The organism is Mesorhizobium sp. M1399, from assembly GCF_040317735.1.
In the GTDB taxonomy this organism is placed as follows: domain Bacteria; phylum Pseudomonadota; class Alphaproteobacteria; order Rhizobiales; family Rhizobiaceae; genus Mesorhizobium.
In genome coordinates this window covers 36,994-54,759 of sequence record NZ_JAMYKZ010000014.1, presented here as the reverse complement: position 1 = coordinate 54,759, position 17,766 = coordinate 36,994, and the positions used below count along the sequence as shown (strand labels likewise).

The following is a 17,766-nucleotide window of genomic DNA, read 5'->3' as shown; positions in this document are numbered from 1 at the left end:
TTCCAATTTCATCTGAAAACCGGAACGGTCAGCGGCAGGCGCGGTAGCCGTTCTTGCGGTTCTTGATGTCGAAATGGAAATGGTTGCGGTGATCGTAATTGTAGCCGGGGCCGAGCACGGTGGTGAAGTACTGGCAGCCGTCGGCGCGCACATTGTTGAGGAAGCCGCGTGTGCGGAAGGCGAACAGGCCGGGCTTGCGGACGTCGATGTCGTCGCCATTGTTGAGCTCGATGCTCATCACGTCGAGCGCATTGCCCTTGCCGTGTTCCGACAAAACACCTTCGCCGGCAATCCTGCGGCAGGAATAGCTCGAGCCCTGGTGGATGGTCCTGACGCCTGAAAAATAGCGCCAGCGGGCCGACGGGACGAGTTCGTTCCTGGTCCAGCCGGCAAAGGTGGCGGCCATGTCGCAGGTCAGCGTCGCGGCCGGCTTCATCTCGACGCTGCCGATGGCCGAGACCTTGACCGGATAGTCGATGCCGCACTGGCCTTCATGGATCGGCGCAACGTCGGTGTAGACGACGCCGAGGCGTTTCAGTTCCTTGCGGCAATCGATCTCTGTAGCCGGCATCTGTTCGGCCGGCGACATCGGGTTGTCCATGCGCGGATAGGCGGCCGTCATATATGGGTCGGACGGGACGAGGCGCTGCATGCCGGAATATTCCGGGCCGGAATCTTGGGGACCGGAATCTTGTGGGCCGGAATTGGGCGGAACGGCAGCGGTCTGGCTGCCGACATCGACGGCCGGCTGCAGCGACAGCACGCTGTCGGTATTGCAGGCCGAGACCGCTGCAATGGCAAGCACGGCGGCAAGCCTGCCGGCCATGCGCGCGCGTCCTGTGTGCCGCGCAGCGGCAAGCGCAGCGCGAAATAGCCCGGCCATCGGAGGGGTTCCCTGTCCCTGGATGGCACAGACTCTAAACCTGAAGAGTAAAGGAAAAATCAGCGGCGCCGTTCACGCCTGCGGCCAAATTGCGGCGCCACTGTCGGCGCCCGGCGTCATTGGCAAAACGTGCCGCCATTGCGGCGCGGTTCGAGGTCGAAGTGGAGATGTAGCGAATGATCGGCGTCGCTGCCCGGGCCAAGCACGGTCTTGAACGGCCCGCAGGCGGCCTTGCGCACTGCATCCAGGAATTCCGCGTCCTTCTGCGGCGGCGTTGGACCGACATCGATCTCTTTCCCGTCGGAAAGCGTGAAGCTGGCGATGTCGAGGGCGTTGCCGAAGGCGTGCTCCGACAGTTTGCCGCCGGCGTGGCGCGGCCGGCAGACGAAGGCGGAGGCCTGGCCGATCGATTTGATATCCGTGCCGAACTCGGCCTTTGCGGCAGGCTGGATGACCGAAGCAGCAAAGCGGGCGGCCGCTTCCGCCATCTGGCAATTGAGCTCGGTTTCGGGACCGATGGCGATGGATTTGCCGAGCGTTTTCAGCACGACCGGGTAAGGGATCGAGCAACCGACCGCCGTATCATGCTCGGGCTTGCGCTCCTCGAAATCGACGCCCATGGACTTCAGCCGCCTGCGGCAGGCCAATTCTTCGGCCGGCATTTCCTTCCCGGCAATGGCGGCCGAGCGAGGATCTGGAAGGATTTCTTGCTCCGCCTTTTTGTCTGCCTCGGCCGGGTTTGGTGGCGCGGCCGGTGGGCTTGCCGGCGGCTCAGCCTGCGCCGGCTTTTCAGGAGGCTGTGGTGCAATCGCCGGCGGCTCCGGCTGCTGGGTCTTGGGCTGGCCATTTTGGGGCTGCCCGTTTTGCGGCTGCTCGTTTTGGGGCGGCTCAGCCTCCGGGGCATCCGCCGGGCGCGGTTCGGGGACCGGGATGTCGGCTGGCGACGGCGGAGTGGCTTCCTGGTTGAACTGCGGAACCGGTGCAGTTTGCGGCAGTTCGGGCGCCTTGGCCAGAGCGGGTCCCGTCAGCGACGTAGCCGTAACGGCCAGGAGCAATCTACCCAATCTGAAAAAGCCAAACGCCGCCATTACTTCGCAACGGCCAGAATGCAGGGAAGTTGCCTTGGGCGAGGCGGGCCGGCGATCACAATCGGTAACCGCGCCGTCACGCGCCGATCGCTTCCAGGCCCTCCTCGAGCCAGTCCGCCAGCAGCGGCATGCCGAGCAGGTACTTTGCCGTGCGCTTGTTGGCGCGCTCGCGGGCGGCGGTCAGCGCGTCCGTCCATTCCGTCGCGTCATAGTCGCCGCGGCCGACCCAGGCCAACGCAATCAGTTCGGCCGCTTCGTCGACATTGAGGTCGTCGATCAGTTCGCGCAGTTCCTCCTCGGTGAGATTTTCGGAGCTTTCCTCGGCAAGGCCGTCGTGATGGTGGTTGTCGTGCGCGTTGCCGTCGAGCTCTACCTCGTGCTCGGCGCCGTCGGCATAGTCTTCGTTCACGGCGGCGCTGAGCGCCTTCGCCTTCAGGATGAACAGGCGCACGGTGTCGGGACCGATCGAAAGCTCCCAGTCTCGTTCAACGCGTTGCTGCACCGGCCGTCTCCCTGCTTCGTGCTCGGTCGGCCCGATGATAGCCGATTTGCAGCGCTCGTCACGTTCTCTTGCGCGTCGGCGTTGATCGTGAACCATGATTTCCGATGCCCTCTGTTCCAGGGATAAGATGGCCTTGCTGGGAGAGATCGCGGTTTTGAGATAGAATGGCATTTTCCGGGGACGAAACGGCTTCGGCCCGGCGTTAGTGTTGCATTGTCAGGTTCTAAGGAGAGTTCGATGCGCAGACGATTGCTGATTTGTGCCATGGCCATGGCCGCCCTGCCGCTGATTGCGGCTCCGGCGTTTTCGGCTGGTGAAGGCGGGGGAGGTGGTGGCGGCGGCGGCGGCAATGGCGGCGGCGGCCAGAGCCAGTGCAAGAAGGGGGAGGCCTGGGACAAGAAGCAGAAGAAATGTGTCTCGCCGAAGCAAGGCATGCTGGACGACGACAGCATCTATGATGCCGGTCGCGCGCTGGCGATGGATGGACGCTATGACGAGGCGATCGCCGTGCTCAGCCTCGCCGCCAACAAGCAGGACCCGCGCATCCTCAACTATCTCGGCTATTCGCACCGCCATTCCGGCCGCATCACCGTCGGCCTCGGCTATTACGAGGAAGCGCTGCGCATCGACCCGAATTACACGCTGGTGCGCGAATATCTCGGCGAGGCGCACCTGCAGATCGGCGATCTTGCCGGCGCCCAGGAACAGCTCCGCGAAATCGAGAAGCGCACGGGCAAGGGGTCTCGCGAATACGGCATGCTGTCGGAGCAGATCGATCATTTCATGAGGAGCTGATCCTCCGGAACGCTCCTCATAACCGGCTGTGAGCGATCGCAGCCGGTTTTTTGCTGTGCTGCGCACGTTTGGCCACAACCGGGATTTGGCATCACGGTACACACGATGCGATCTTGGAAACCCGCTTGACGTCGGGTCACCCGCGCAATTGGTGGATGATTTTTCAAAAACCGACTTTTTGGACGTGAAAAACCCGCGAAGATTGCTATATCTTGCGAAATTGTGGTGAGACGGTTCCGTTAGCCCGAGGCTGCCGGACCGTTTTCTTTTTGTACCATCGACAAGGTCGCTCCCGATTGCGGGGGCGGCGGCAGGAAAGGTCAGGCATATGAACAAGGTCCCGATGACAGGCGAGGGGTTCGCGTCATTGAAGGAAGAACTGCGCTGGCGCCAGCAACAGGAGCGGCCGCGTATCATCGAGGCGATTTCCGAAGCGCGCTCGCATGGCGACCTCTCCGAAAATGCCGAATATCACGCGGCAAAAGAGGCGCAGAGCCTCAATGAGGGCCGGGTCAACGAGCTTGAGGATCTGATCGCGCGGGCCGAGGTGATCGACGTCACCAAGCTCAGCGGCGACAAGGTCAAGTTCGGCGCTACCGTGGTGCTTGTCGACGAGGATACCGAGGAGAAAAAGACCTACCAGATCGTCGGCGACCAGGAGGCTGACGTGAAGTCCGGCCGCATCTCGATCTCCTCGCCGATCGCGCGCGCCCTGATCGGCAAGGAAGTCGGCGACGCCATCGAGGTCAACGCGCCCGGCGGCGCCAGGGGCTATGAGATCGTCCAGGTGCAGTTCATCTAGGACCTTTTGATAATTCTACTCCGGCAGCCGACTAGAGCGGTTTTCTGCGCTTCCGGTGCTCGCGTACTTTAAGTACGCTCCGCTCCGGTTCTCGAAACCCACGCTATTCGACTCGCCAGAGCGAATTCTGAAAAGGTCCTACGCCGCGCCTTGTGATTTAAGCGCCAGCAATCTCTCGGCTTCCGCCATCACCTCCGGCGGCGTGATGCTGCGGCCGGGTCTGGCAAGCAGCGTCGATGAGAACGGGCCGCGCGGGCCGGTCAGGCCGGGCTCGGTGGCGAGGAATACCGCCACCGTCGGCAGGCCGAAGGCGCTGGCGAGATGGGTCAGGCCGGTGTCGGCGCCGATCACCAGCGCTGAGCCGCCGATGACAGCGGCGATCTCGGCAAGCGGCGACCTGGGAACCACCACGGTTTGCGAAACGGCGCCGGCGATCGCCTCGGCAACTGCCTTTTCCCGGTCGTTCGACCAGGTGGTGACCGGCGTCATCCCCTTATCCACCAGCAGGCGGGCGGTTTCGATCCAGTCCGCGACCGGCCATTTCTTGTCCTCGCGGCTGGTGCCGTGCAGCAGGAAGGCGGTCTTTTCGCCGACAAAAGTCGATCTTCCGGCTGGCGGCACGATGCCGGAGTCAAGCCGGGAAAAATCCGGCTCGTAGCCGAGCGCCAGCCCGAACAGCCGTCTCGTGCGCTCGATGGCATGCAGGTCGCGCGGCACGGCGTAGCGATGGCCATAAAACAGGCTCGCCGAAGGCTCGCGGGCGCTCGAGCGGTCGAACCCGGCGATCGGTCCTGCCGCCAGCCGCGCCACCAGCGCCGATTTCAACAAGCCTTGCGCATCGAGAACGAGGTCGTAGCGGCAATCGCGCAAGGCGCGGCACAAGCCGACCACTTCCCGCCATGTGCCGGGCTCGAGCAGCTTCCTGCGCCAGCGCCGGATCGCCACGCTGTGGATGGTTTGGATGGCGGGATGCAGCGCCACGATGCCGGCAAAGGCCTCTTCCACGCACCAGTCGAACGACAGGCCGGGCCGGGCGCGGCGCGCATCCTCGATCGCGGGAAAGGTGTGGATGACGTCGCCCATCGACGACGTCTTGACGATCAGCACCTTCATGCGGCGGCCGGCATTTCCAGCAGCCGCTCCGCCGCCACCACGACGCGTTCGACGTCCAGCGTCTTCAGGCAGTTGAGATGACCGAGTGGGCAGGTCTTCCTGTGGCACGGCGAACAGGACAGGCCGAGCCAGACCAGTTCGCGACGCTCTGCGAGCGGCGGCGTGTTCTGCGGCGAGGTCGAGCCGTAGACGGCGACAACCGGCGTGCCGACCGCGGCGGCGACATGCATCAGCCCGCTGTCGTTGGAGACGGCGAGCCTCGCCGCGGCGATCAGGTCGATGGCATCCTCCAGCCGCGTCTGGCCGGCGAGATCGACGGCGCCCGGCGCAAGCGCGGCGATTTCAGCCGTCACCTCGGCGTCGTTCTTCGATCCGAACAGCGCCACGCCAAACCCCTTCGCCATCATCTCGCGGGCGACGCCGGCATAGTGTTCGCTCGGCCAGCGCTTGGCCGGGCCGAATTCGGCGCCGGGCATAAGTGCCACGAATTTCCTCGCCGTCAGCCCGAAACGGCCGAGCAGTGCCGCCTGGTTATCCTGATCGACGGCAAGCTTGGGAGCCCGGAAGCCGCCGCCCTGGGCAAGGCCGAAATAGGCCTGCGCGGTGCGCCGTTTCAGGCGATCGGGCAAGGGCACGATGTCGGTCAGCAGCCCATAGCGCATTTCCTTGAGATGGCCGACGCGGCGCGGAATGCCGGCAAAGAACGGGATCAGCGCCGACTTCCAGCTGCCCGGCAGGATATAGGCCATGTCGTAGCGGCCGCGCAGCAGGCGGCCGAAGCGCCTGCGGACGCGGAATTCGAACGCGCCGGATTTCAGCGGCAGATCGATCTGCTGGCGTATTTCGGGCATGCGCTTGACCAGGGGGGCTGCCCAGGCCGGCGCCAGCACGTCGATGGCGGCGTTCGGATGAAGCTCCCTCAGCGCCTGGAACAGGCACTGCGCCATCACCATGTCGCCCACCCAGCGTGGGCCGATCACGAGGATCGTTGGGCTTTCAGCCATTCGACATAGTCTCTGACGCCGGTTTCCACTGTGCGGAACTGGCCATTGTAACCGGCTGCGCGCAAGCGGGACATATCAGCTTGCGTAAAGCTCTGGTAGCTGCCCTTGAGGTGGTCGGGAAATTCGATGAATTCGATCTGGGCTTGGCCGAGCGTATCGATCACCGTTTCGGCAATGGCGCGGAACGGCTGGGCCTTGCCGGTGCCGCAGTTGAAGATGCCGCTCGAGCCGCGTTTCCACAGCCACAGATTGACGTCGGCGACATCGCCGACATGGATGAAATCGCGGCTCTGCTCGCCGGGCCCGAAACCGTCATAGGCGCCGAACAGCTTGGGGTTTTCGCCGCGTTCGACCTGGTTGAACAAATGGAAGGCGACCGAGGCCATGGCGCCTTTATGCGCCTCGCGCGGTCCGTAGACGTTGAAATAACGCAGGCCCGCCACCGGCGAATGGTCGGTATCGAACACGGTGCGGCGGACATAGTCGTCGAACAGCTTTTTCGAATAGGCATAGACGTTGAGCGGGCGTTCGTATTGCGGATCCTCGCGGAACTCGGCGCCGCCGCCATAGACCGAAGCGGACGAGGCATAGAGGAAGGGTACGCGCAGGGCCAGGCAGGCGTGCAGCAAGTGCTTCGAATAGGTGTAGTTGACCTCCATCATGAACTTGCCGTTCCATTCGGTGGTGGTCGAGCAGGCACCCTGGTGGAAGACGGTCTCGATGCGGCCGAGGTCCCCGGCTTCCATCCGCGCCAGGAAATCGTCCTTGTCGAGATAATCGGCGATCTCGAGATCGGCGAGATTGGCGATCTTGTGGCCGTCGGTGAGGTCGTCGACGACGAGGATGTCGCTGAAACCGTCGGCGTTGAGCGCGGCGACGATGTTGGAACCGATCATGCCGGCGCCGCCCGTGACGATGATCATGAAAGCCTCTGGTACCTTGTGCCGGTTGTAGCCCTTGTAGGATTCTGGCCTTATAGGGGAGGCGGGCCGGGCTGTCGACAAAGCAGGTGGCGGGGCGGCAGGATGAGCGTCATAGTGGCGCCGCAAAGGTCTCGTTTCGGTCGGCCTGCCGGCCGACCGGCGACAGGAGCAAGGTAATGCCGTCAACCGAACTGCTTGTCGCCTTTTTCGCCACCACGGCGATCTTCGCCTATATCCCCGGTCCGGCGATGCTCTATGCCGCCGCGCAAACCATGGCGCGCGGCCGCTGGTCCGGCCTGATGGCGGCGCTCGGCATCCATCTCGGCGGCTATGTGCATGTCTTCGCCGCCGCTGTCGGCCTGTCGGTGCTTTTCCATGCCGTGCCGGTGCTTTACATGGCGGTCAAGCTGGTCGGTGCACTGTATCTGATCTGGCTCGGTGTTTCGCTGTTTCGCGCCAAGGCGCAAGGCGATGCGGTTTTGCCGGGAATTCAGCCGAAATCCGCCCGCCGCGCCTTTTTCGAGAGCGTTGCCGTCGAGGTGCTCAATCCCAAGACGGCGATTTTCTTCATGGCGTTCCTGCCGCAATTCATCGATGCCTCGGCAGGGTTTCCGGTCTGGCTGCAGTTCGTCGTGCTTGGAACGATCGTCAATTTGATGTTCTCGTCGGCCGACATTGTTTGCGTGATGCTGGCCGGCGCGGTGACCGCCAGGCTGCGGCGCTCGAGCCGGGCGCAACGACTGATGCGGCGCGCCGGCGGTGCGGTGCTCGTCGGGCTGGGCGTGCATGTCGCGTTGCAGAAAAGCTGACGCACCGTCGCGCTGCCGCGATCGGTCGAAGGCCTGCCGTTGCGTTGGCTGGAATTGCGGTATATCGGCATCGCCATGAACGGCCGGCCCTGCCAATCGAATTTCCCTGTCACTGAAATCGGCTCTCCCGCGCGTTGACATGATCAAGCTGCCTTCACCCGAACCTCTTCACCGCGCCATCTCGCGCTTCGGCAGCGCCACCGTGCTGGTGGTCGGCGATTTCATCCTCGACCGTTTCGTCAATGGCGTAATCGAGCGCATTTCGCCGGAAGCGCCGATCCCCGTGCTGCACGGGCGCGGCGAAACGCTGGCGATGGGTGGCGCCGGCAATGTCGTCGCCAATATCGTTTCGCTCGGCGCCGCCGCCATACCGGTCTCAGTGATCGGTGCTGACGAGGCCGGCAAGAACCTCATGCGCATGCTCGACGAGTTTGGCGTCGACACCGGCGGGCTGGCGCAGGATGCCGATCGCATGACGTCGTCGAAAAGCCGCTTCAGCGCGCTCAACCAGCAGGTGCTGCGTTTCGACGAAGAGGAAATCAAGCCGCTGGGCGATGCCGAGCGGGCGATGATGGTCGGGCATTTCCGCGACGCGCTGGCGCGCGCCGACATCGTCATCCTGTCCGACTATGGCAAGGGCGTGCTGCTCGACGGCGTCGCCGGCGAGCTGATCTCGATCTGTCGGGAAGCGGGCAAGCCGGTGCTGGTCGATCCGAAGGGCAGCGACTATGCGCGTTATGCCGGCGCGACGGCAATCACGCCCAACCGTAAGGAGCTCGGCGAGGCGGTCGGCCGCGCGGTGTTCGCCGACGACGAGATCGAGGCGGCGGCGCGCCAGCTGATTGCGGCGCACGGTTTCGATTTCGTCGTCGCGACGCGCAGCGAAAAGGGCATGAGCGTCATCGGTGCGGACGACGCCCGGCATATCGCCACGCAGGCGCGCGAAGTGTTCGACGTTTCAGGCGCCGGCGACACGGTGATCGCGACGTTTGCACTGGCGCTTGCTGCAGGGGCGGATCGCGTCATGGCCGGATCGATCGCCAACGCCGCCGGCGGCGTTGTCGTCGGCAAGCGCGGCACGGCGCGGCTGACGATCGAGGAACTCACCGGCGCGCTGTTTCGCTCGCATGGTCCGGTTGCCCACAAGGATGCCATCCTCAATGCCGCCGCCGCCGCGCGGCTGGTGGCGGGCTGGAAGGACGAGGGCTTGAGCGTGGGCTTCACCAATGGCTGTTTCGATATCCTGCATGCCGGCCATGTCAGTCTGTTGCACGCGGCGCGCAGCCTGTGCGACCGGCTGGTGCTCGGCCTCAACAGCGATGCCTCGGTGCGCCGGCTGAAAGGGCCGGGGCGCCCGGTCAACGACCAGCATGACCGGGCCTGCGTGCTGGCAGCACTTGCCTCCGTCGACGCTGTCGTCATCTTCGAGGAGGATACGCCGCTTTCGCTGATCGAGGCGCTGAGCCCCGACATACTGGTCAAGGGCGCCGACTATACGGTCGATCAGGTGGTTGGCGCCGATGTCGTGCAGAAGGCCGGCGGGCGCGTCGTGCTGGTCGATCTCGTTGCCGGCAAGAGCACCACCGGCACCATCGGCAGATTGCGCGCCGGGAACTGAGGATTTCATGTCCGAACTGAACGATTACCTGGCCCGCTCGGCGGCCGCGATTTTGGCGATGGTCGAGCGCGACCTGACCAGCGAGATGGAGCGGGCGGTCAGCGCCGTCGTCGCCGCGCTTTCGCAGGGCAAGGCGTTGCTGATCGCCGGTAATGGCGGCTCGGCCAGCGATGCCATCCACATTGCCGGCGAGCTGGTCGGCCGCTTCCTCAGGGAGCGCAAGGCCTACAACGTCATCGCGCTGCCCGCCAATGCGGCGGTGCTGACAGCCTGGGGGAACGACTACGGCTTCGACACGGTGTTTGCGCGCCAGGTCGAGGCGCATGGCTCGGCGGGCGCCGTGCTGCTCGCCATCTCGACCAGCGGCAATTCGCCAAGCATTCTCGCCGCCGCCCAGCAGGCGCGCATGATGGGCATGACGGTCATCAGCCTGACCGGCGACACCGGCGGCAAGCTGAAGCCGCTATCCGACATCCTGCTCAACGTACCCTCGACCTCGACGCCGATCATCCAGCAGGGGCATTTGTGCCTTTATCACCATTTGTGCGAAATGGTCGAAACGCGCCTCTGCGACGCAGGGTGATTGTGCATTCGGAGTTGATGCCGTCGGCGAAGCTGCAATCTCCCCCGCAAGGGGGGAGATCGGCAGCTTCGTCGATGCCGCCACATTTTGTTCTTGCTTTGTGCCGGCAGCTATGCTACTAATTCAGCTATGGTGCTGATTCGCGCCGAGACCCGCCGTTGAGGCGGGTTGTTTGATGTCAGGCGCTTGGCAAGGTGCACGTAGATAGCGTGGATATGCCGGCTGCGACGTATGGCGTTCCGGGGTCCAGAGCCGCCAACGCCTCCTGACGAAGCCAGCAAGCGTGCGGCGCTTGGCGTTGATCTTCTCAGCGTCTCGCTCAATGCGACGCCGTTCAGCTGCCGCTTCGCCTTCTCCGCCCTGATTAGGCGCATGATCGTCGCCGGGTCCGGCAAGCGGACCGAAGATGGATTCGAGACGTGCGAAGTCATCACCGCTCAGCTTCGTGAGTTCGACGGTCTGGATCGGTCCGCCACCCCGGCCGGTGTGCTGCATGGAGGCGAGCTTGGGATACGGGGCTGGCGCTTTGGCCATGTCGTCCCGCCTCGTGGCGTCCGCTTTGCTGTCGCGCCAGAGAGGTGTCGCCGGTCGCAGCGACTTTTTTGACGCCCTACGCTCGCTTTATTCGGTGTACCACGCTTGCAGCCAGCACCAGGTCTATTGCCCCGGCGAGACATATTTGATTTCTCTGTTTCTAGTTTGATTGTTTTTCACCTGGAGGAGCGCTTGCAAATCTACAAGGTGGGCCAAGTATGCGTTAACGGCCATGCGATTACCGGGAATGTCGAGGCGGCCGCGAGCAGCAAATTTTGCCCTCGGTGTGGGGAAGAGACAATCGTCACCTGCCCCTCCTGTCGTGCATCAATTCGCGGCAACCGAATAATTCGTAGCGATTTTGGCAACATCTCTTCCGGGATGCACATTCCTGCCTTCTGCCATGCATGCGGGAAGCCGTTTCCCTGGACTGAACGTGCTGTCGCAGCTGCAAAAGAACTCGTCGACGAAGTAGAGGGTATCGAGACCGATGAACGCGAGAAGGCTAAGTCCAGCTTCATCGCCCTCGCTTCAGACACAGCTCAGACAACCGTCGCTGCTACTCGCGTGAACAAGCTGATCGCAAAAGCGGGACCAATCCTTGGAAAGGGCATTCGTGATATCGTGGTGTCAATCGCAACCGATGCCGCGAAGAAGGCCATGGGACTATAGCAAACCCGGCAGACCTTCGCTCTGCAACATCAGTTTGCTCGTTCGCCAGTCTTCTTGCCGGCAGTCATCTAACCTGATCTACTTTCCATCTATTTTAGACGGAGGGACATCGAATGGATCTGTCTGTGATTGCGAGTGGCTATTCGGCCCTCACAGCAGCCTTTGAAATCGCGAAGGGCCTGAAGAATGTTGACGACCAGGTAAAACTGAATGCTGCCGTCATAGAGCTCCAGCAGAAGATCGCAGATGCTCAGCACTCTGCCTCTGCATCGCGCGACGCCATGCGCGAGCTACAAGAAAAGATCGCCGAGTTTGAAAGATGGGAGAAAACAGCAGATCGCTACCTTTTGAAAGACTTTGGCGACCAGACTTACGCTTATGAACTGATAGCGGGGAAACCGGGCGATGAACCGAGCCATCTCGTCTGCCCGAATTGTTTTCAACAAAGGAAGCGATCCATCCTTCAGTATGACGACAAATACTCAGGGCGGAGACGATACAACTGCATGAACTGCGGGAAGCACGTTGATCTCGGGCGTTATGAGTATTCATAGTCGCCGACGGTGATTGATGACAGATGGCCCTAGGCTCTCAGGAGCATTTTGCAGGGAGCGTTGCGGCGCTGCTTGCCGGTGAGCGCCATGTATGATTACCTGCAATCGGGTTTGCTGCTGGCAAATAAGGGGTAGAATGAATTACTTGGATTTCTTTGCTTCCCTATTCGCATCAGCGACTTCCTTGGCATGGCCCGCCGCCATTGTGGCAGCCGTCTGGATCTTCCGCGGAGAGCTCCGCCCTTTGCTTCCTCGGCTTCATTTAAAACACAAGGATACGGAGATATCGTTTCGTCTCAGCGAAGCCGAAAAAACGGCAGAGCACCTGCCGCACAAGAATATCGAGATCCCTCCACCAACACCGGAAGAGATTTCTCGGTTTGACAAAATCGTCCAAATATCCCCACGCGCAGCTATCCTTGAAGTCCGTGCCGAATTGGAGTCGGCTGTTTACGGGCTGGCCGAAAGCTCGGGGCAAGCCCGTAAACTTCCGTTCGGCAACATGATCCGACTTCTTCGCGACAACGAACTCATAGACGCTGGCACGTCTGCTTTGCTCGATGATCTCCGGGTACTAGGCAATAGAGCTGCGCATGAAACGTCACATGATTTTAGCGTCGACGATGCCAGACGCTACAAGGCCATCGCTGATAGGGTAATGAACAGCCTGCAAGCGGCAAAATGGTTTGAACCTCAGGCCAGCTAGTAGGCCCCTCGCTTCGATATTCCTCGGACGCGGGTCAGGCGCCGCTTGCCACCATACCCACGTCTGATTACCTTGGATTAACTTCATACTGGAGGTGCGCATTTGGACTTAAATCCAAAGGAGAACTTGGGTCACCACCATCCGCAAGTAGTCTCTCTTCGCTGCCCTCATTGCCGTCATACCGGATCGTTTCATGGATACTCTAACTGCCCAGATGTCACATGGCTAATAACATGGGCGGATCCTAATGGGCGTAGGGTTGCCAAGTCGGCAGCGGCCGGCATGCGAAGGTGCCCGAACCCAGCGTGTTCGTCGCTTGTGTTTGTCGCTACGTCCAACAACGAAGTGGTCTCATACCCACCAGAAGTCATCGACTTCGATGCGACGAACCTCCCGCCAGACATCCTCTCCACCTTGGAGGAGTCAATAAAATGCCACGCTGCGGGCTGCTACCGAGCGGCCGCTCTGATGGTCCGGCGCACTTTGGAAGAGCTATGCGACGACAAAAAAGCGGCTGGAAAAGATCTCAAAGGTCGCTTGGCTGCGTTGAGCTCAGTCGCCGTAGTGCCTTCCGAGCTACTCACCGCGGCTGACGAGTTGCGGATTCTTGGTAATGATGCCGCACATATTGAGGCTAAGGATTATGACGCCATAGGCAAGGAAGAGTCCGAATTGGCGATAGAACTTGCCAAGGAATTGCTGAAAGCAGTCTACCAGTACACATCCCTGGTTGCGCGGTTGACCGCTCTAAAGAAACCGAAAGTCGTGCCCTAGTCGGACCCGATATCCGGGCGAGGCGCTCACGAGGACGTTCCAGCCACCATTAACCGACTGCGGCTTTGTTCGGCGTCCATCGCCTACGTTGCGCAGATCATTCCCACGAATTGTCAAGGAGCCGGTTTCCTGCGTGATGCTTGCCGCTGCCGCCGCATTTCGTTCCGCTTGGCAGCCCAAGAGAAATCGTCATGGTCCGAAGACAGAATTTTGGCGAAGGCGCCGTCTGTGGGGCCTCCTCAAGCCGAAAACGCCACTAGCCCTTCATCCTTGACCCGGCGGATGGTCAGCGCGGTTCGCACCGTATCGACATTGGCTGCCGAGGCCAGTTCCTCGATGACAAAGGTCTGGAAGGTGCCGAGGTCGCTCGCCACGCAATGCAGCAGGAAGTCGGACTCGCCCGACACCATCCAGGCATCGCGCACGATCGGCCAGCCGCGGGTGCGCTCGGCGAAGGTCTTGAGCTCGGCGTCGGCCTGGTGATGCAGGCCGATCAGGCAGAAGGCGACGACGTCAAGGCCGAGCGCCGGCGCGTTGAGCAAGGCGCGGTAGCCGCGGATGATGCCGGCTTCTTCCAGCCGCCTGACGCGGCGCAGGCATGGCGGCGCCGAAATGCCGACGCGGCTCGACAGTTCGACATTGGTCATGCGCCCGTCCTGCTGAAGCTCGCGCAGGATCTTCCAGTCGATGGCATCGAGATCGGCCTTGATCGGCATGGCGGCTTCCGTGCGGGCTTCCGTGGTGACGCGAAAGAATCTTTCGCGACTTTGTAGTTAAACGACTTTGCTGTCTATTCCATCCGGTGGATCGAGGATTTTCGCATCATCTTGCTACCGGTTGCTTGTCGCCGTCGCCGGTGCGGAAGCTTTCCGGGGACGAACGGCAACTTGCCTTGCTGGCGTCGCAGGCAACACTTACATTACGCGCAACAATCGACGAGAGTTCATGCCACAATCCATGGCTGCTCCCCCGCAGAGGCTTTTCATGATCACCAAGCACGCGCCTGTTCTCATCATCGGCTCCGGCCCTGCCGGCTATACGGCGGCGATCTATGCCGCCCGCGCCATGCTCAAGCCAATGCTGGTCGCCGGCCTGCAGCAGGGCGGGCAACTGATGATCACCACCGATGTCGAAAACTATCCGGGCTTCGCCGACCCGATCCAGGGCCCATGGCTGATGAGCGAAATGCTCAAGCAGGCCGAGCATGTCGGCACCGACATCGTCAACGACATCATCACCGAGGTCGACCTCAATGTGCGGCCGTTCCGCGCCAAGGGCGATTCCGGTACGACCTATACCGCCGACGCGCTGATCATCGCCACCGGCGCGCAGGCGAAGTGGCTGGGCATCCCGAGCGAACACACCTTCATGGGCTTTGGCGTCTCGGCCTGCGCCACCTGCGACGGCTTCTTCTATCGCGGCAAGGATGTCGCGGTGATCGGCGGCGGCAATTCGGCGGTGGAGGAAGCGCTCTATCTCTCCAACCTGGCCAAGAGCGTCACCGTCATCCACAGGCGCAGCGATTTCCGCGCCGAGCGCATCCTGCGCGAGCGGCTGCTGCAGAAGGACAATGTCCGCGTCATCTGGGATACGGTCGTCGACGAGATCACTGGCCGGCCCGGCAAGGCGCCGATGCCGCCTTCGGTCGAAGGGCTGAAGCTGCGCAATGTGGTGACCGGGCAGGAGATGCATCTCGTGGTCGACGGCGTGTTTGTGGCGATCGGCCACGCACCGGCGGTCGAGCTGTTTGCCGGCAAGCTGAAGCAGAAGCCGAACGGTTATCTGTGGACGGCACCGGATTCGACCCGCACCGACATGCCGGGCGTGTTCGCCGCCGGCGACGTGACCGACGATATCTACCGCCAGGCGGTGACGGCGGCCGGGCTTGGCTGCATGGCCGCGCTCGAGGCGGAAAAATATTTGGCGGGGATCGAGGTTCACCGCGAAGCGGCGGAGTGATTGTTGAACAAGCGGCTGAGAAAAGCCGCGCAAAAGCCTGATTTTTCATTCAGACGCCAAAACAGGCGGACGCCAGAAAACAGGACGAGGGGAAATCATGGCGTTGGATTGGGACAAGCTACGCGTGTTTCACGCCGCAGCAGAAGCGGGGTCGTTCACCCATGCCGCGGAAACACTGCATTTGTCGCAATCGGCGATCTCGCGGCAGGTCAGCGCGCTCGAGCATGACGTCGGCGTGCCGCTGTTCAATCGCCACGCCCGCGGCCTGGTGCTGACCGAACAGGGCGAGATGCTGTTCCGCACGGCGCACGACGTGCTGATGAAGCTCGAAACCATCAAGTCGCGGCTGACCGAGACTAAGGACCGGCCCTCCGGCGTGCTCAGGGTGACGACCACGGTCGGCCTCGGCGCCGGCTGGCTGACCGAGCGCGTGCAGGAATTCATCGAGCTCTATCCTGAGGTCAGCCTGCAGCTTATCCTCGCCAATGAGGAGCTCGACCTCACAATGCGCCAGGCCGATTGCGCCATCCGGCTGCGCCAGCCGCAGCAGCCCGACCTCATCCAGCGCCGCCTGTTCACCGTGCATTTCCATCTCTACGCGGCGCCCTCCTATGTGAACAAATACGGCAAGCCGAATTCGATCGCCGAGCTGAAGGCCCATCGCATCGTCACCTTCGGCGTGCCGGTGCCGGCGCATCTGTCGGAACTGAACTGGCTGGAAACGGTCGGCGATTTCGAAGGCGGGCAAAGGGTGCCGACGCTGCAGATCAACGACATCCTGTCGATCAAGCGGGCGGTGCAAGGCGGCGCCGGCATCGCCATGCTGCCGGATTACGTGGTCAGCAAGGATTCGGGGCTGGTGCAGTTGCTGCCCGAGACCGAGGTGCCGTCCTTCGACACCTATTTCGCCTATCCCGACGCGATGAAGAACCAGGCGAAGCTGCATGTCTTCCGCGATTTCATCATCGCCAAGGCGCGCAGCTGGTCGTTTTAGTTTCTAGTGCAGCTCGTCGACTTTTCCGAGCAGCGCCGGCGATTGGCGAAAGCTTCGGTGAAAGCGTCATTCTCCCCGTATAGTGACGGGGAGAAGGGGGCCGTATCGCCGGTTTCGCTAATTGTCGGCGTCCAGAAATTACCCGCGCCAAGGCGTCAGGCGGGGCAGCCAACCGGGCACGGCGCAGCGGTAGGCTTCGTATTCGGCGCCGTAGCGGCGGGCAAGCGTCGGTTCCTCATATAGTTTCACGAAGGAGATCAGGGCGGCCGCGGCGATGACTAGATAGGCGGCGACCGCCCAGCTCGAAAACAGCAGTGCCTGGCCGAGGATGATCGACAGCACAGCGACATACATCGGGTTGCGCACATGGCGGTAGATGCCGCCGACCACCAGCCTTTCGGTCGGCGCGACCGGGGCTGGCGTACCCAGGCCCTCCAGGGCAAAACGGGCAAAGGCGTGCAGCAGTATGGCTGTGCCGGCGATAACCAGCAGCCAGCCCACAAGAACGAAACCGGGCAGTCTCGACCAGGGCAGGCGATAGCGGTCGGTCAGCAGCCAAGGCAGCAGTCCGGCGACCACGCCGGGCGCTACAGCAAGGAAGATGACGCTGCCGGCGATCGCCGAAGCGGGCCGCATGGAGGTCTCCTTACCTAGAGCCTGTTCCATCCCGATGAAATCGGGATGGGCTCTATCTTCCTGTTCGACCGGGATCATGCTCTAAGGCGCGCCCTTGAACGGTTTCCTGCAACGCTCCTCAGGTCTTGTCCTTATTCATGCATCACAAACCGCTGCACCCTCGGGTCAAGTCCGAGGCGGGATTTTAGGCAACATGCACCAGCAAGGTCTGGCTGCCGAAAAAACAAACGCGTGCTGCACGATTCCACGTCATCCTGTGTTTTTCGACTTTCGGAGCAAGAATCGCTGCTGATTCGCGGCTGCAGATCGATTTTTGCCTTGCCGCACGCCGCATTTCAGCGATTCAACTGGTCCTATTGCGCTTCGGGACGGATTAGACCACAGCCGGCGCCTTTTTGCATGTGTGTGTTGCAAAATAGATGCTTGTTTCTTGGGCATGAAGAGCACATATATAGATCATCTCCTGAGCGCGTTCTCCTCCCATTAGCGCTCTCGAGTGTTCCCCTCTGGAGGTTAGCCTTAACAGGCACTTCCAATCAAACTCAGCCGGGTCTTCATTGATCCGGCTTTTTTGTTGCCCGAAACCAACACATCGCCAGAAAATTGGCCGGAACGGTCGCGTAACAGTGACATGTAACCTCGGGTAACATGCCGCGGGCGCGCCAAATCGATTAAGCAGAACATAGGACGCGGTGTGGCTCGTCCGGGGGATGGGGGCATCACTCGGACGACCGGGCTCAGGCAGCTACCGCGTCCGAACCTTCTTCCGCCGCCACGCATCGGCGGCAAGCATGCGGCGGACCTGCCGTTTCGCCTC

20 protein-coding genes are annotated in these 17,766 nt (G+C 62.0%); 11 read left to right on the top strand and 9 right to left on the bottom strand.

What is annotated here, in order from left to right; genetic code table 11:
- Positions 1 to 28: 28 nt before the first annotated feature.
- The 3 genes from NKH05_RS23795 to NKH05_RS23785 all read right to left on the bottom strand — a co-directional run bounded on the left by NKH05_RS23795 (position 29) and on the right by NKH05_RS23785 (position 2,473).
- A complete protein-coding gene (locus tag NKH05_RS23795; RefSeq protein ID WP_353026214.1) occupies positions 29 to 883 on the bottom strand; it encodes an extensin-like domain-containing protein in 855 nt (284 codons plus the stop codon).
- Positions 884 to 999: 116 nt separating this feature from the next.
- Positions 1,000 to 1,971 (bottom strand): extensin-like domain-containing protein, encoded by a 972-nt coding sequence (locus tag NKH05_RS23790; RefSeq protein ID WP_352592470.1) that lies wholly within the window; start codon positions 1,969 to 1,971, stop codon positions 1,000 to 1,002.
- A gap of 76 nt (positions 1,972 to 2,047) precedes the next feature.
- On the bottom strand, positions 2,048 to 2,473 hold the full coding sequence (locus NKH05_RS23785; RefSeq protein WP_023719115.1) for a DUF3775 domain-containing protein: 426 nt from the start codon (positions 2,471 to 2,473) through the stop codon (positions 2,048 to 2,050).
- 237 nt (positions 2,474 to 2,710) lie between these two features.
- Between NKH05_RS23785 and NKH05_RS23780 the strand changes: the two genes are divergently transcribed.
- Together NKH05_RS23780 and greA are read left to right on the top strand one after the other, a co-directional pair.
- Complete coding sequence (locus NKH05_RS23780) at positions 2,711 to 3,268, top strand: tetratricopeptide repeat protein (RefSeq protein WP_023719114.1); 558 nt, start codon at positions 2,711 to 2,713, stop codon at positions 3,266 to 3,268.
- Between the two features lie 328 nt (positions 3,269 to 3,596).
- On the top strand, positions 3,597 to 4,070 hold the full coding sequence (gene greA, locus NKH05_RS23775; RefSeq protein ID WP_023719113.1) for a transcription elongation factor GreA: 474 nt from the start codon (positions 3,597 to 3,599) through the stop codon (positions 4,068 to 4,070).
- A 138-nt stretch (positions 4,071 to 4,208) separates the two neighbouring features.
- Here greA and waaC read toward each other — a convergent pair whose 3' ends face one another.
- From waaC to rfaD, 3 genes are read right to left on the bottom strand one after another with little or no spacing between them, the layout of a single operon-like run.
- Entirely contained in the window at positions 4,209 to 5,183 is a 975-nt protein-coding gene (gene waaC, locus NKH05_RS23770; RefSeq protein WP_353026213.1) for a lipopolysaccharide heptosyltransferase I, read from the bottom strand.
- A complete protein-coding gene (gene waaF, locus NKH05_RS23765) occupies positions 5,180 to 6,187 on the bottom strand; it encodes a lipopolysaccharide heptosyltransferase II (protein WP_353026212.1) in 1,008 nt (335 codons plus the stop codon). The genes waaC and waaF overlap by 4 nt, the downstream gene beginning before the upstream one ends.
- On the bottom strand, positions 6,160 to 7,110 hold the full coding sequence (rfaD, locus tag NKH05_RS23760) for an ADP-glyceromanno-heptose 6-epimerase (RefSeq protein WP_353026210.1): 951 nt from the start codon (positions 7,108 to 7,110) through the stop codon (positions 6,160 to 6,162). Before rfaD ends, waaF begins: the two co-directional genes overlap by 28 nt.
- A gap of 176 nt (positions 7,111 to 7,286) precedes the next feature.
- Here rfaD and NKH05_RS23755 point away from each other — a divergent pair, with 176 nt between their 5' ends.
- The 3 genes from NKH05_RS23755 to NKH05_RS23745 all read left to right on the top strand — a co-directional run bounded on the left by NKH05_RS23755 (position 7,287) and on the right by NKH05_RS23745 (position 10,120).
- Positions 7,287 to 7,919, top strand: a complete 633-nt coding sequence (locus NKH05_RS23755; protein ID WP_023719109.1) for a LysE family translocator — start codon at positions 7,287 to 7,289, stop codon at positions 7,917 to 7,919.
- Between the two features lie 139 nt (positions 7,920 to 8,058).
- Positions 8,059 to 9,537: a D-glycero-beta-D-manno-heptose-7-phosphate kinase gene (gene rfaE1, locus NKH05_RS23750; protein ID WP_353000123.1), complete on the top strand. Its 1,479-nt coding sequence runs from the start codon at positions 8,059 to 8,061 to the stop codon at positions 9,535 to 9,537.
- A 7-nt stretch (positions 9,538 to 9,544) separates the two neighbouring features.
- Complete coding sequence (locus NKH05_RS23745; protein ID WP_352791417.1) at positions 9,545 to 10,120, top strand: D-sedoheptulose-7-phosphate isomerase; 576 nt, start codon at positions 9,545 to 9,547, stop codon at positions 10,118 to 10,120.
- 123 nt (positions 10,121 to 10,243) lie between these two features.
- Here the strand turns inward: NKH05_RS23745 and NKH05_RS23740 are convergent, their stop codons facing one another.
- The gene (locus tag NKH05_RS23740) at positions 10,244 to 10,654 is read right to left on the bottom strand and encodes a hypothetical protein (protein ID WP_352483140.1); all 411 of its coding nucleotides are present in this window, start codon (positions 10,652 to 10,654) and stop codon (positions 10,244 to 10,246) included.
- A 192-nt stretch (positions 10,655 to 10,846) separates the two neighbouring features.
- On the opposite strand from NKH05_RS23740, the gene NKH05_RS23735 reads away from it, so the two are divergent.
- The 4 genes from NKH05_RS23735 (at position 10,847) to NKH05_RS23720 (ending at position 13,360) form a co-directional block, all read left to right on the top strand.
- The gene (locus NKH05_RS23735) at positions 10,847 to 11,326 is read left to right on the top strand and encodes a DUF2321 domain-containing protein (protein WP_198030484.1); all 480 of its coding nucleotides are present in this window, start codon (positions 10,847 to 10,849) and stop codon (positions 11,324 to 11,326) included.
- Positions 11,327 to 11,439: 113 nt separating this feature from the next.
- On the top strand, positions 11,440 to 11,880 hold the full coding sequence (locus tag NKH05_RS23730; RefSeq protein WP_023719104.1) for a hypothetical protein: 441 nt from the start codon (positions 11,440 to 11,442) through the stop codon (positions 11,878 to 11,880).
- A gap of 136 nt (positions 11,881 to 12,016) precedes the next feature.
- The gene (locus NKH05_RS23725; protein ID WP_051409668.1) at positions 12,017 to 12,586 is read left to right on the top strand and encodes a DUF4145 domain-containing protein; all 570 of its coding nucleotides are present in this window, start codon (positions 12,017 to 12,019) and stop codon (positions 12,584 to 12,586) included.
- A gap of 282 nt (positions 12,587 to 12,868) precedes the next feature.
- On the top strand, positions 12,869 to 13,360 hold the full coding sequence (locus NKH05_RS23720; RefSeq protein WP_280940417.1) for a DUF4145 domain-containing protein: 492 nt from the start codon (positions 12,869 to 12,871) through the stop codon (positions 13,358 to 13,360).
- Positions 13,361 to 13,599: 239 nt separating this feature from the next.
- Here NKH05_RS23720 and NKH05_RS23715 read toward each other — a convergent pair whose 3' ends face one another.
- Positions 13,600 to 14,076 (bottom strand): Lrp/AsnC family transcriptional regulator, encoded by a 477-nt coding sequence (locus NKH05_RS23715; protein WP_352483142.1) that lies wholly within the window; start codon positions 14,074 to 14,076, stop codon positions 13,600 to 13,602.
- Between the two features lie 268 nt (positions 14,077 to 14,344).
- Between NKH05_RS23715 and trxB the strand changes: the two genes are divergently transcribed.
- Both trxB and NKH05_RS23705 read left to right on the top strand, forming a co-directional pair.
- Positions 14,345 to 15,319 carry a thioredoxin-disulfide reductase gene (trxB, locus tag NKH05_RS23710; protein ID WP_023719101.1) on the top strand — a complete coding sequence of 325 codons (975 nt, stop codon included), beginning with the start codon at positions 14,345 to 14,347 and terminating at the stop codon, positions 15,317 to 15,319.
- Positions 15,320 to 15,416: 97 nt separating this feature from the next.
- Complete coding sequence (locus NKH05_RS23705) at positions 15,417 to 16,313, top strand: LysR family transcriptional regulator (RefSeq protein WP_023719100.1); 897 nt, start codon at positions 15,417 to 15,419, stop codon at positions 16,311 to 16,313.
- A gap of 138 nt (positions 16,314 to 16,451) precedes the next feature.
- Here the strand turns inward: NKH05_RS23705 and NKH05_RS23700 are convergent, their stop codons facing one another.
- Positions 16,452 to 16,949, bottom strand: a complete 498-nt coding sequence (locus NKH05_RS23700; protein WP_352592445.1) for a methyltransferase family protein — start codon at positions 16,947 to 16,949, stop codon at positions 16,452 to 16,454.
- Between the last annotated feature and the right edge of the window lie 817 nt (positions 16,950 to 17,766).

What these genes read in the sequence shown, in the direction of transcription:
- waaF (WP_353026212.1), bottom strand. Translation starts at nt 6,187, where the DNA reads ATGGCTGAAAGCCCAACGATCCTCGTGATCGGCCCACGCTGGGTGGGC.
- greA (WP_023719113.1), top strand. Translation starts at nt 3,597, where the DNA reads ATGAACAAGGTCCCGATGACAGGCGAGGGGTTCGCGTCATTGAAGGAA.
- NKH05_RS23700 (WP_352592445.1), bottom strand. Translation starts at nt 16,949, where the DNA reads ATGCGGCCCGCTTCGGCGATCGCCGGCAGCGTCATCTTCCTTGCTGTA.
- NKH05_RS23745 (WP_352791417.1), top strand. Translation starts at nt 9,545, where the DNA reads ATGTCCGAACTGAACGATTACCTGGCCCGCTCGGCGGCCGCGATTTTG.
- NKH05_RS23720 (WP_280940417.1), top strand. Translation starts at nt 12,869, where the DNA reads ATGCGAAGGTGCCCGAACCCAGCGTGTTCGTCGCTTGTGTTTGTCGCT.
- NKH05_RS23795 (WP_353026214.1), bottom strand. Translation starts at nt 883, where the DNA reads ATGGCCGGGCTATTTCGCGCTGCGCTTGCCGCTGCGCGGCACACAGGA.
- waaC (WP_353026213.1), bottom strand. Translation starts at nt 5,183, where the DNA reads ATGAAGGTGCTGATCGTCAAGACGTCGTCGATGGGCGACGTCATCCAC.
- NKH05_RS23740 (WP_352483140.1), bottom strand. Translation starts at nt 10,654, where the DNA reads ATGGCCAAAGCGCCAGCCCCGTATCCCAAGCTCGCCTCCATGCAGCAC.
- rfaD (WP_353026210.1), bottom strand. Translation starts at nt 7,110, where the DNA reads ATGATCATCGTCACGGGCGGCGCCGGCATGATCGGTTCCAACATCGTC.
- NKH05_RS23725 (WP_051409668.1), top strand. Translation starts at nt 12,017, where the DNA reads ATGAATTACTTGGATTTCTTTGCTTCCCTATTCGCATCAGCGACTTCC.
- NKH05_RS23705 (WP_023719100.1), top strand. Translation starts at nt 15,417, where the DNA reads ATGGCGTTGGATTGGGACAAGCTACGCGTGTTTCACGCCGCAGCAGAA.
- NKH05_RS23780 (WP_023719114.1), top strand. Translation starts at nt 2,711, where the DNA reads ATGCGCAGACGATTGCTGATTTGTGCCATGGCCATGGCCGCCCTGCCG.
- NKH05_RS23730 (WP_023719104.1), top strand. Translation starts at nt 11,440, where the DNA reads ATGGATCTGTCTGTGATTGCGAGTGGCTATTCGGCCCTCACAGCAGCC.
- NKH05_RS23755 (WP_023719109.1), top strand. Translation starts at nt 7,287, where the DNA reads ATGCCGTCAACCGAACTGCTTGTCGCCTTTTTCGCCACCACGGCGATC.
- NKH05_RS23790 (WP_352592470.1), bottom strand. Translation starts at nt 1,971, where the DNA reads ATGGCGGCGTTTGGCTTTTTCAGATTGGGTAGATTGCTCCTGGCCGTT.
- rfaE1 (WP_353000123.1), top strand. Translation starts at nt 8,059, where the DNA reads ATGATCAAGCTGCCTTCACCCGAACCTCTTCACCGCGCCATCTCGCGC.
- trxB (WP_023719101.1), top strand. Translation starts at nt 14,345, where the DNA reads ATGATCACCAAGCACGCGCCTGTTCTCATCATCGGCTCCGGCCCTGCC.
- NKH05_RS23715 (WP_352483142.1), bottom strand. Translation starts at nt 14,076, where the DNA reads ATGCCGATCAAGGCCGATCTCGATGCCATCGACTGGAAGATCCTGCGC.